Source organism: Desulfovibrio sp. SGI.133 (genome assembly GCF_050313955.1).
Taxonomy (GTDB): Bacteria; Desulfobacterota; Desulfovibrionia; order Desulfovibrionales; family Desulfovibrionaceae; genus Desulfovibrio.
Map to the genome: position 1 here is coordinate 106761 of NZ_JBNPMK010000004.1, position 12602 is coordinate 119362.

Genomic DNA, 12602 nt, shown 5'->3' on the forward strand with positions numbered 1-12602 from the left:
GGCGCGCCTGCACGGTATCGGGGATCTGGAGCGGGATGCGGGGAGCAGAGCACCGTAACAGCGCGCCCCGCTCCTGCCGCCGTGTCCCCTCCTTTCTCCCCTTGACAATTATTGAGATTTATTCCTGAATAACACAGTTTTTGTGCGCGCCCGCACAGCCGTCCCCCTGCCCAAGGCGTATCCTGTGATGCCCGGCATACGGCAGGGGCCCGTGCCGTGACGAAGGCGGCATCCCCGCAGCCCGCAAGGGCCCGTCCCGGGAGGCCTGCCGCCTTCCTTGCCTTGCCGTGCGCGCTTTGCTATACTGCGTTGCTTAAATTTCCTACAGGGAGCGTCTCTATGGCCAAAAAACCGGCCCTTTCTCCTGAAGAAGCCCGCGCCGAAGCCCTGGGCACCGCACTTGCCACCATCGAACGCAAGTACGGCAAAGGCGCGGTCATGAAGCTTTCCGACGAAGCCCATGTCAATATCCCCGTCATCCCCACGGGTTCCATCGGTCTCGACCTGGCCCTGGGCGTGGGCGGTATCCCGCGCGGCCGTATCACGGAGATCTTCGGCCCCGAATCTTCGGGCAAGACCACCCTTACCCTGCACATCATCGCCGAATGCCAGAAAATGGGCGGCACCTGTGCCTTCGTGGACGCCGAACACGCCCTGGACGTGAACTACGCCCGGCGCCTGGGCGTCAACACCGACGAACTGCTCATCTCCCAGCCCGACTACGGCGAGCAGGCCCTGGACATCGCCGACATGCTGGTGCGTTCCGGCGCCGTGGACCTGGTGGTGGTGGACTCCGTGGCCGCCCTCATCCCGCAGGCCGAACTGGAAGGCGACATGGGCGAAAGCCAGGTGGGCGGTCATGCCCGCCTCATGTCCCACGCCATGCGCCGCCTTACCGGCACCATCCACAAGTCGCGCACGTCCGTGATCTTCATCAACCAGATCCGCATGAAGATCGGCGTCACCGGCTACGGCAGCCCCGAGACCACCACCGGCGGTAACGCCCTCAAGTTCTACTCCTCGGTGCGCATGGACATCCGTCGCATCCAGACCCTCAAGGACAAGGAAGAGTCCTTCGGTTCCCGCACCCGCGTGAAGGTGGTCAAGAACAAGGTGGCCCCGCCGTTCCGCAGCGCCACCTTCGACATCCTCTACGGTCAGGGCATCTCCCGCTCGGGCGAGCTCATCGACCTGGGCCTGGAAGCCAAGATCATCGAGCAGAGCGGCTCGTGGTTCGCTTTCGGCTCCGAAAAGCTGGGTCAGGGCCGCGAAAAGGTCCGTGCCCTGCTGGACGAGGATCCGGAACTGCGCCGCCAGATCGAAGCCAAGGTCACGGAATTCCTGGGCATGCATCCGCAGGAGTTCATCCCCAGCGAAGAGGATCTGGACGACGGCAGCGCCGCCATGTCCGATCTGGACTAGTTTTTTGTGTGCAACGCGGCCCTGCGGGGCCGCCCGTTTTTTTATCGCCCTTCCGGGCAGCAACATGGAGCCCCTATGCTCACCGCCAAAGAGATTCGTCGCCGTTATCTGGAATTCTTCGCCCGCAACGGGCATGACATCCTGCCCTCCGGGCCCCTGATCCCGCCCAACGACCCCACCCTGCTCTTCACCAACGCGGGCATGGTGCAGTTCAAGAAGTTCTTCCTGGGCGAAGAAGTGCGCGACGTGCCGCGCGTGACCACCTCGCAGAAGTGCCTGCGCGTGTCCGGCAAGCACAATGACCTCGAAAACGTGGGCCGCACCGCGCGCCACCACACCTTCTTTGAAATGCTGGGCAACTTCTCCTTTGGCGATTACTTCAAGCGCGAGGCCATCACCTGGGCCTGGAAGTTCGTGACCGAAGAACTGGAACTGCCCAAGGACCGCCTGTGGGTGACCGTCTTCCGCGAGGACGACGAAGCCGCCGCCATTTGGCAGGAAGTGGCCGGTCTGCCCGCCGAGCGTATCGTGCGCATGGGCGAGAAGGACAACTTCTGGACCATGGGCGATACCGGCCCCTGCGGCCCCTGTTCCGAAATCTACATCGACCAGGGCGAAGACATGGCCTGCGGCCCGGATTGCGGCATCGGCAAGTGCGACTGCGACCGCTTCTTGGAGATCTGGAACCTGGTCTTCACCCAGTTCGACCAGCACGCCGACGGCACCCGTGACCGTCTGGCCCGTCCCAACATCGATACCGGCATGGGCCTGGAACGTATCGCCGCCGTCTGCCAGGGCAAGCGCTCCAACTTCGACTGCGACCTGTTCCAGGACATCATCCAGTACGCCGCCGAACTGGCCGGCGTGAAGTACAGCTTCAGCGCGCCCGACACCAATGACGTGGACACGGCCCTGCGCGTCATCGCCGACCACGCCCGCGCCGCCGCCTTCCTCATCGCCGACGGCACCCTGCCCTCCAACGAGAGCCGCGGCTACGTGCTGCGCCGCCTCATCCGCCGCGCCCTGCGCTTCGCCACGCTCATGGGCGTGCACGAGCCCTTCCTGTACAAGGTGGCCCGCAAGGTCACCGAAATCATGGGCGAGGATTACCCCGAACTGACCGAACACGCCGATTTCATCGCCCGCGCCGTGCATGAGGAAGAACAGCGCTTCTCCCTCACCCTGGGCAAGGGCCTGGCCCTGCTGGAAGACCAGCTGGCCGAACTGGAAAAGGCCGGCGACAAGGTCATCCCCGGCGAGTTCTGCTTCAAGCTGTCCGACACCTACGGCTTCCCGCTGGACATCATCACCGACGTGTCCGAAAAGCGCGGCTTCAGCGTGGACGTGGCCGGTTTCGAAGCCCACATGGCCGAACAGCGCCGCCGCGCCCGCGAAAGCCAGAAGAAATCCGGCCTGCTGGGCCAGGACGGCAGCGGCTCCTCCCTGTTCCAGCAGCTGGCCGACGACGGCCTGCAGAGCGTCTTCACCGGCTACAGCGGCCTGAACGGCCAGGGCCGCATCGTGGCCCTGCTGGACGAGAGCGGCCTGAGCGTGGAAGAACTGCCCGCCGGCCAGAAGGGCTATGTGGTCACCAACCAGACCCCCTTCTACGGCGAGTCCGGCGGCCAGGCCGGTGATACCGGCCGCATGGAAGGCCCCGACGGCGCCGCCCGCGTGCTGGATACCCAGAAGCCCGCGCCCACCCTCATCGTCCACAACATCGAAGTGGAACAGGGCCTGCTGCGCATCGACCAGGAAGTGGCCCTGAGCGTGGAAGAAGACGCCCGCATGGCCACGGCCCGCAACCACAGCTGCACCCATCTGCTGCACGCCGCCCTGCGCTCCGTGCTGGGCACCCATGTGAAGCAGGCCGGTTCGCTGGTCAACAGCCAGCGCCTGCGCTTCGACTTCTCCCACATCGCGGCCCTGACCCCCGAGGAACTGGCCGCCGTGGAACGTCAGGTCAACCGCGCCATCATGGCCGACTACCCTGTCTGCACCAAGGAAATGAAGCATGACGAGGCCGTGGCCAGCGGCGCCATGGCCCTGTTCAACGAAAAATACGGCGACACCGTGCGCGTGGTCAGCATGGGCGACGACGCCCATACCGAATCCGTGGAACTGTGCGGCGGCACCCACCTGAGCCACACCGGCCAGGCGGGCAGCTTCCTCATCGTGTCCGAAAGCGGCGTGGCCGCCGGCGTGCGCCGCATCGAAGCCGTCACCGGCTGGAACGCCTATGACCTGGCCGTGGCCCAGCGTGCCGAACTGCACGACCTTTCGGCTCTGCTCAAGGCCAAGCCCGGTCAGCTGGCCGAACGCGTGCAGGCCCTGCACAGCGATGTGAAGAAGCTGCGCAAGGCCTCCGAAAAGGCGGCCGCCAGCCCGGCCACCGGCGCCGACCTGGTGCAGAAGGCCACCGAGGTCAACGGCGTGAAGCTGCTCACCGCCAAGCTGGACGGCGTGCCGGTCAAGGCCCTGCGCGACATCATGGACGACGTGCGCTCCCGCATCCCCTCCGGCGTGGCCTGTCTGGCCACGGTGGAAGGCGAGAAGGTGGGCCTGCTGCTCTACGTCTCCAAGGACCTGCACGGCCGCTTCACCGCGCCCGCCCTCATCAAGGACGTGGCCGCGCCCTGCGGCGGTTCCGGCGGCGGCCGTCCCGACCTGGCCCAGGCCGGCGGCACCAAGGCCGACGGCGTGGAAGCCGCGTTCGACGTGCTGCGCGCCAAGATCGCCGGCTAACTTCGTGACTGCCGGGAGGGGCCGCCGCATGGGCGCCCCTCCCCATTCCGGCCCCGCAGCCACCGTTTTTCCCTCTGCTTCCGGCAGGCCCCGCGGCCTTCCTGGCAGACAGGCACCATGACGGCAGGATCATCCTGTCCCGTCCCCAGACACTCCGGCCGGGTGTTCCTCCGGGCTTCCCCGCGCCATACTCCCCCGCCCCGTGTCCGCTATCCCGGCGGGGCACAAACGGCGACTCGCTGTAAAGGATCGTACGATGATCGGTATTTCCAAACTGTATTGCGGTCAGGTGGAGCCCTCCGACGCCCTGCGTTACGGCCGTGAATCCGGCAACCTGCCCTCGCACCTGCTCCAGTTCTCCAAGGACAAGAAGCCCGTGGTGGTCTGGAACATGACCAAGCGCTGCAACCTGAAGTGCGTGCACTGCTACGCCCAGGCCGTGCCCGTGGACGGCGCCGACGACATCAGCACCGAACAGGCCAAGACCATGATCGACGACCTGGCCGCCTACGGCGCGCCGGTCATGCTCTTCTCGGGCGGCGAGCCCCTGGTGCGCAAGGACCTGGTGGAACTGGCCAGCCACGCCACCTCCAAGGGCATGCGCGCCGTCATCTCCACCAACGGCACCCTCATCACCAAGGAAAAGGCCCGTGAACTCAAGGGCGTGGGCCTCTCCTACGTGGGCATCTCCCTGGACGGCATGGAAGAAGTGCACGACCGTTTCCGCGGTGTGCCCGGTGCCTTCCGTAAAGCCCTGGAAGGCGTGGCCAACTGCCAGGCCGAAGGCCTGAAGGTGGGCCTGCGCTTCACCATCAACAAGCGTAACGTGGGCGAGATCCCCGGCATCTTCCGTCTGCTGGCCGACCTGGAAGTGCCCCGCGCCTGTTTCTACCACCTGGTGTACTCGGGCCGCGGTTCCGAGCTCATCAAGGAAGACCTGGATCACGCCGAGACCCGTCAGGTGCTGGACCTCATCATGGACGAGACCCGCGCCCTGTTCGACGCCGGCAAGCCCAAAGAGATCCTTACCGTGGACAACCACGCCGACGGCCCCTATGTGTGGATGCGCATGAAGCGTGAGGACCCCAAGCGCGCTGAAGAGATCTTCGAGCTTTTGCAGTACAACGAAGGCAACAACTCCGGCCGCGGCATCGGCTGCATCTCCTGGGACGGCAAGGTGCATGCCGACCAGTTCTGGCGTAACCACACCTTCGGCAACGTGCTGGAGCGCCCCTTCTCCGAGATCTGGGACGACCCCAACATCGAGCTGCTGCACAAGCTCAAGGACAAGAAGGCCCATGTGGGCGGCCGCTGCGCCAAGTGCCGCTTCCTGAACATCTGCGGCGGCAACTTCCGCGCCCGTGCCGAAGCCTACTACGGCGACGAATGGGCCCAGGACCCCGCCTGCTACCTCACTGACGAAGAGATCGGCCTGTAGGCCCTTTTCTCAAAAGACAAAAAATGCCCCGACATCCCAGGATGCCGGGGCATTTTTACATCAATGAACCTCGTCTGAATATTTATTCACAAGATTAGGTAAAAAATCTCTTACGCTTACTTATTTTTTCATCTATTTTCATACTCTTTATATATTATTTTTGTATCCATATCGAGTTTATAATACTGTTTTATCCATTTTTCAATATACCCTCTATTATCATAGGGCATACATTCATGATACCAGCGCATTGGAAGTTTATAAAAAACAACTTCAGTCGCATTATTTTTAGCTGCCTTTTTTAAATTCAAGTCATTTTCAACAACAACTGGATAATTTATATAATATCCCTGCAATACAAAAAATGAATGATGCCAAATAGAATATACAACAAAAGCAGATGCAACATAAATCATATATTTCTTAAAATATTTATTACTAAATGCAACAACGGATAACACACCACAGCTAAAAATAGTAAGGAAGAAACTTGCAGGGAAATAAATTCTTGGAGATGGATATCGCAACTTAATGACATAAAAAATAGAAAGTGAAATGAGCGCCATAAGCCCAAAGGGAAGGAAAAGCCTCACCTCTCTTTTCTTTACTGTAAATAGACAAATTATAAATGCCGCTATCCATAGTATGCTTCCCGGTGCTGCCCAAAGATCCTGGAGAAACCCCCATGTTACAGCTGGAAGATCAAGCAAAGAATGAAATCCTCCATCATGTCCAGAGTCCAATCTACTAAAATTTCCAGGGGCAAGTAGCAGGCAACAGGCTCCCAAAAAAGTACTTATCTGGATTGTAAATAATGGTTTTTTTATTTCATTATAACCATCCAAGCTCCTTGCACAAATAAAAAATAAAGAAGATATAGATAAAGCTACCAATGTTATCTGCTCTTGAGAAAAAGCAGCCATAAAAAAAACAATCCCCATCATCAACAGACGACAGAATGACATTTCTTTTTTGATATACCACCTAATAAATAAGTATATTCCAATCATCATTGGGCACAAAGGCCATACGTAAAGTACTGATGCTGACGCCCAAAAAAGAGCATTAGCATACGTTTTTTTAGCAAAAAGAAGGTATATACCAATAAAAGAAAGCAAAATAAAAACTTTTAACCGACTATCATCACGATCTATGATACTTAATATAGTTTTATATGTAAAAAATATAGTAATTGCAACAATAATTGACTGAACGAACATAAACCCTTGCATATCAAGTTGGAGAGCTAATACCTCAAAGAAAAAAAATAAGACGCGCCCTCCCCAATTCACGTAGTGATCCTTTATAAAAAGGACAACATTATACATAGAAAATTCTGGATAGTTTCCTCTTACCCCATAAGAAAGAGCTGCATATCCATAATCATCATGATAAAATCCTATATATTTACTTTGAAAGTATGCAACAATAAATATAAATAGAAATATAACAAAATCACTTCTCTTTGATAGCATAGCAACCCTCCTTTTATAATAACAAATTAGCATAGCAGATTGACAAATCAACTATATTTTTATCTAAGTATTTTCATTATATATCCGTATCTCACCCCGCCTTGCATGCCTGCAATCACAGTGGTGCCCGGCGGCTTTTCCCTTGTGGCGTTTTGCGCTATGGTGGCCTTCTCATCGGAAGGCCCCGTCCCCTGCCGCCCGAAGGCATCAGGAGACAGGCTCTTCCGGGCGCCGGTCTTTCCCGCGGTCCCGCCGGACCGGGGGCGAACCGTCGCCGTCCTCCCCAAACACAACCGCGGCATTGCCGCATCGAGGTAGAACCATGTCCCAATCCTTCCATCGCGGCAGACGTTTGCGCTGGACCCCCGAAATCCGCAGCATGGTGCGCGAGACCCCGCCCCTGCTGGCCGAAGACCTCATCATGCCCTACTTTGTGGTGGAGACCGAAGACCAGTCCTTCCGCAAAGAGATCGGCGCCATGCCCGGCCAGTACCAGCTGTCGCTGACCGAGCTGGAAAAGCAGGTGGAAAAGGCCGTGGATGACGGCCTGAAGTCCGTGATCCTCTTCGGCATCCCGGCCGTGAAGGACGAAAAGGCCAGCGGCGCCTATGCCGAAGACGGCATCGTACAGGAAGCCGTGCGCCGCCTCAAGCATCGCTGGCCCTCGCTCTACGTCATCACCGACGTGTGCCTGTGCGAATACATGAGCCACGGCCACTGCGGCATCCTGACCCCCGGCGGTGCGGTGCTCAATGACCCCACCCTGGAACTGCTGGCCAAGACCGCCGTGAGCCATGCCGCCGCCGGTGCCGACATGGTGGCGCCCTCCGACATGATGGACGGCCGCGTGGCCGCCATCCGCCACGCTCTGGACGAATCCGGCCTGGTCATGGTGCCCATCATGTCCTATGCCGTGAAGTACGCCTCGGCCTTCTACGGTCCCTTCCGTGAGGCCGCCGAATCCGCCCCGGCCTGCGGCGACCGCAAGAGCTACCAGATGGATCCCTGCAACGCCCGTGAAGCCATCATCGAAGCCCTGGCCGACCTGGACGAAGGCGCCGACTGCCTCATCGTCAAGCCCGCCGGTCCCTACATGGACATCATCCGCCAGGTGCGTGACGCCGTGGACGTGCCCCTGTGCGCCTATCAGGTGAGCGGTGAATACAGCATGATCCGCGCCGCCGGCCTCAACGGCTGGATCAACGAAGAAGCCGTGATGATGGAAAGCCTGCTGGGCATGAAGCGCGCCGGTGCCAAGATGCTCATCACCTACTTCACCGAGACCCTGCTCAAGCAAAGGCTGGTGCGCTGATGCATGACGAGAAGCACATGCCGGGCCATCCCGGCGGCATGGGGGGACACCCCGGCGGCCATCCCGGTGCCGCGGGTGCCCATCCCGGCGGTCATCCGGGGGGCGCGCCCGGCCACAAGATGGTGCGCACCCTTGAGGACGGCACGCCCGCCTGCAAGCTCATCGCCTGGGAAGTGACCCGCTCCTGCAACCTGGCCTGCAAGCACTGCCGCGCCGAGGCCCACCCGGAACCCTATCCGGGCGAGTTCTCCACCGAAGAGGCCAAGGCCCTCATCGACACCTTCCCCCAGGTGGGCAACCCCATCATCATCTTCACCGGCGGCGATCCCATGATGCGCCCCGATGTCTATGAACTGGTGGCCTATGCCCACAACAAGGGGCTGACCTGCGCCTTCTCGCCCAACGGCACCCTGATCACGCCCGAACTGGCCCGCAAGATCAAGGAAGCCGGCGTCAACCGCTGCTCCATCTCCATCGACGGCGCCGACGCCGCCAGCCACGACGAGTTCCGCGGCGTGCCCGGGGCCTTCGAAGCCTCCATGCGCGGTATCGAATACCTCAAGCAGGCCGGGGTGCCCTTCCAGATCAACACCACGGTCACGCGCAACAACCTGCACAGCTTCAAGGACATCTTCCATCTGTGCGAGCGCATCGGCGCGGCCGCCTGGCATATCTTCCTGCTGGTGCCCATGGGCCGGGCCTCCGGCCTGGCCGACCAGGTCATCAGCGCCGAGGAATACGAGGACGTGCTGCACTGGCTCTACGACTTCCGCAAGACCACCAGCATGCACCTCAAGGCCACCTGCGCGCCGCACTACTACCGCATCATGCGCCAGCGCGCCCATGAGGAAGGCGTGGCCGTCACGCCCGAGACCTTCGGCATGGACGCCATGACCCGCGGTTGTCTGGGCGGCACGGGCTTCTGCTTCATCAGCCATACCGGCCAGGTGCAGCCCTGCGGCTATCTGGAACTGAACTGCGGCAACGTGCGCGAGACGCCCTTCCCCGAGATCTGGCGCAACAGCAAGTACTTCCGCCAGTTCCGCGACCAGAAGTGCTACGAAGGCAAGTGCGGCGTGTGCGAGTTCCACAAGGTCTGCGGCGGTTGTCGTGCCCGTGCCTGGAGCATGAACGGCAACCATATGGCCGAAGAGCCCCTGTGCACCTATCAGCCCAAGCGCGCCACGGGCGCAAAGTGAGCAAGCATGACGGACGCCCCTGAATACTGCGGTCCCCACACCGCGCAGGAATCCCTGGACGAGACCGACCGCCGCCTGCTGGACATCATCCAGACGGCCTTCCCCCTGACGCCCCGCCCCTATGCCGACCTGGGCACCCTGCTGGGCATCCCCGAGGAAGAGGCCCTGGAGCGCGTGCGCAGCCTGCGCGAACGGCGCATTATCCGCCGCCTGGGAGCCAACTTCCAGTCCAACAAGCTGGGATTCGTCTCCACCCTCTGCGCGGCCAAGGTGCCCGATGACAAGATGGACGACTTCGTGCGCGAAGTGAACGCCCGTCCCGGCATCACGCACAATTACCTGCGCGAGCACAACTACAACATCTGGTTCACGCTCATCAGTCCCTCGCGGGAAGACGAGCGTGCCACGCTGGATGACATCACGGCCCGTACGGGCATCCCCATCCTCAACCTGCCCGCCACGCGTTTGTTCAAGATCCGCGTGGACTTCCGTATGCAGGACTGAGATCTGCTCCCGAGACTGAGGGGAGGCCGCAAGGCCTCCCCTTTTTTGTCTGATCCTGCCGCTGCTGTCTGTGGTGCTCCGCCGCCCTTCCCGCGGGGCCCCTTGCCCCCTCTTGAGCTCCGCCGGGGCCTGTGCTAACACCTCAACACCAGTTGTTGAAAATTCGTTTCACCTTACGGACATGCGGATTTCCGGCCGTGTACCTCCCCGGTGCGGCCCGGAGGTCCGCCTGCTTTTCTTCGCTTTTTCTTTCGCGATCCTGTCCTAAAATGTCACAGAATTGTCACAACCATGCAGCAGTATTCCGGGAACAGCTACGCGCACAAGGAGAGCGGCATGACCTCCCAGATAGTCCTCAAGTATCCTGAGCAACCCTGCTCGCCCGAAGACATGCAGGATCTTTCCTGCCCCAACCTTTTCCTCAACCGGGAAATCAACTGGCTGGACTTCAACGCCAAGGTTCTGGACGAGGCCCTCTCGCCCCAGCAGCCCCTGCTGGAACAGCTCAAATTCCTTGCCATCTTCTACAACAACCTTGACGAATTCTTCATGGTCCGCGTGGCCAACATCCTGCGCCAGTACCGCAACGGCGCGCCCAACGGCTCGGCCGACCGCATCACGCCGGCCAAACAGCTGGCCGAGATACGCCGCCGCACCCTGCTGCTGACCTCACGCGCGCAGAGCCACTGGCTCAAGAGCCTGGCCCCGCAATTGCTGGAAAGGGGCGTGCGCATCGTGCGCTACACCGATCTTTCGGAAAAGCAGCGCCGCTTCCTGGACGGCTATTTCCGCAACGAGATTTATCCCGTGCTCACGCCCCAGGCCATCGACCCGGGGCACCCCTTCCCCACCATCTCCACCACCTGCCTCAATTTCATCATCCAGCTGCGCAACCGCGACAACGAATCGCGCTTCGTGCGCCTGAAGTGCCCCAACAACCTCTCGCGCTTCATTTTCATCCCGCGCAACAAGGAGGCCAAGACCTACGCCTCCCTGGGCTTCGACCCCAACGTGCGCGGTGACGACATCGTGCTGCTGGAAGACCTCATGGCCCAGTATCTGGGCCTGCTCTTCCCCGGCCATACGGTGGTCAGCTCCGCCCTGTTCCGCATCACCCGCAATACCGATCTGGAAATCGAAGAGGACGAGGCCGACGACCTGCTGGAAGCCGTGCGCGACCTGGTGGAACAGCGCCGCTTCGGCGACGTGGTGCGGCTGGAGATCGCCCACAAGGCCTCGCGCGAGCTGGTGGACTTTCTGGCCCGGCGCCTGCGCCTGCAGCCCTTCCAGATCTACCGCATCAAGGGGCCCATGGGCTTTTCCGAATTCATGACCCTCTATAATGTGGACCGGCCCCAGCTCAAGACGCCCGGCATCCAGGGGCATATCTCGCGCCTGTTCCAGGAAGGCGACATGTTTGGCCACCTGCGCAAGCGGGACGTGGTGCTCTTCCATCCCTACGACAGCTTCAAGGCCGTGCTGGACTTCATCCGCCGCGCCTGCGAGGACCCCAACGTCCTGGCCATCAAGCAGACCCTGTACCGTGCGGGCAACGATTCGCCCATCGTGCGCGCCCTCATCGAGGCCCGGCGCCGCGGCAAACAGGTGGTGGCCGTGGTGGAGCTCAAGGCCCGCTTCGACGAGGAACGCAACATCACCTGGGCCGAAGAGCTGGAAAAGGAAGGCGTCAACGTGGTCTACGGCTTCATCGGCCTGAAGGTGCACGCCAAGCTCTGCCTGGTGGTGCGCCGCGAAGCCGGACACATCACACGCTATGTCCACATCGGCACGGGCAACTACAATGCCTCCACGGCCAAGATCTACACGGACATGGGCCTCATCACCTCCAATGAGGACATCTGCGCCGACGTCACCGACCTGTTCAACGTCATGACCGGCTATGCGGACCGCGACCTGTACCGCAAGCTGCTGGTCTCGCCCCAGGCCATGCGCGGCCCGCTCATGGAGATGATCCGCCGCGAGATCGAGCTGCACAAGCGCTACGGCAACGGCGAGATCATCTTCAAGTGCAACCAGCTGGTGGATGCGGGCATCATCCGTGCCCTGTACCGGGCCTCCATGGCCGGTGTGCGCGTGCGTTTGCAGGTGCGCGGCATCTGCTGTCTGCGCCCCGGCCTGCCGGGCATCAGTGAAAACATCACGGTCACCAGCATCGTGGGCCGCTTCCTGGAGCATTCGCGCATCTACTGGTTCCATGCCAACGGCGAAGACATCATGTACATCGGCAGCGCGGACCTCATGCCGCGCAACCTCGACCACCGCATCGAGGTCCTGACCCCCATCCTCGATCCCGAACTGCGCCGCAAGATCCGCGAGGACATCCTCGAAGTCCATCTGGCGGACAACGTCCAGACCTGGCAGCTGCAGGCCGATGCCACTTATACGCGACTCAAGCCCTCCAGCAAGGAAACTGCCGTCAACGCGCAGGAACGCATGATCGCCCAACATATCAGCAGGGACGATATCTGATCCCAAGGAGCTTTCAT

Annotated in this window: 8 protein-coding genes; 7 read left to right on the forward strand and 1 reads right to left on the reverse strand. The window is 60.7% G+C overall.

Annotated features, from left to right (window positions below; all coding sequences use genetic code 11):
* Positions 1-339: 339 nt before the first annotated feature.
* The 3 genes from recA to ahbC all read left to right on the forward strand — a co-directional run bounded on the left by recA (position 340) and on the right by ahbC (position 5605).
* Positions 340-1422 carry a recombinase RecA gene (gene recA, locus ACQRBR_RS07360; protein WP_006008777.1) on the forward strand — a complete coding sequence of 361 codons (1083 nt, stop codon included), beginning with the start codon at positions 340-342 and terminating at the stop codon, positions 1420-1422.
* 75 nt (positions 1423-1497) lie between these two features.
* On the forward strand, positions 1498-4167 hold the full coding sequence (alaS, locus tag ACQRBR_RS07365) for an alanine--tRNA ligase (protein WP_427812673.1): 2670 nt from the start codon (positions 1498-1500) through the stop codon (positions 4165-4167).
* 256 nt (positions 4168-4423) lie between these two features.
* Positions 4424-5605 carry a 12,18-didecarboxysiroheme deacetylase gene (ahbC, locus tag ACQRBR_RS07370; RefSeq protein ID WP_168934661.1) on the forward strand — a complete coding sequence of 394 codons (1182 nt, stop codon included), beginning with the start codon at positions 4424-4426 and terminating at the stop codon, positions 5603-5605.
* A gap of 128 nt (positions 5606-5733) precedes the next feature.
* Here the strand turns inward: ahbC and ACQRBR_RS07375 are convergent, their stop codons facing one another.
* Complete coding sequence (locus tag ACQRBR_RS07375) at positions 5734-7080, reverse strand: DUF6056 family protein (RefSeq protein WP_427812674.1); 1347 nt, start codon at positions 7078-7080, stop codon at positions 5734-5736.
* Positions 7081-7402: 322 nt separating this feature from the next.
* Between ACQRBR_RS07375 and hemB the strand changes: the two genes are divergently transcribed.
* The 4 genes from hemB (at position 7403) to ppk1 (ending at position 12585) form a co-directional block, all read left to right on the forward strand.
* Positions 7403-8392 (forward strand): porphobilinogen synthase, encoded by a 990-nt coding sequence (hemB, locus tag ACQRBR_RS07380; protein WP_204674593.1) that lies wholly within the window; start codon positions 7403-7405, stop codon positions 8390-8392.
* A 17-nt stretch (positions 8393-8409) separates the two neighbouring features.
* Positions 8410-9591, forward strand: a complete 1182-nt coding sequence (gene ahbD / locus ACQRBR_RS07385; protein ID WP_427812675.1) for a heme b synthase — start codon at positions 8410-8412, stop codon at positions 9589-9591.
* A 6-nt stretch (positions 9592-9597) separates the two neighbouring features.
* Entirely contained in the window at positions 9598-10095 is a 498-nt protein-coding gene (locus ACQRBR_RS07390; RefSeq protein ID WP_427812676.1) for an AsnC family transcriptional regulator, read from the forward strand.
* Positions 10096-10431: 336 nt separating this feature from the next.
* Positions 10432-12585: a polyphosphate kinase 1 gene (gene ppk1, locus ACQRBR_RS07395; RefSeq protein ID WP_427812677.1), complete on the forward strand. Its 2154-nt coding sequence runs from the start codon at positions 10432-10434 to the stop codon at positions 12583-12585.
* Positions 12586-12602: the final 17 nt, after the last annotated feature.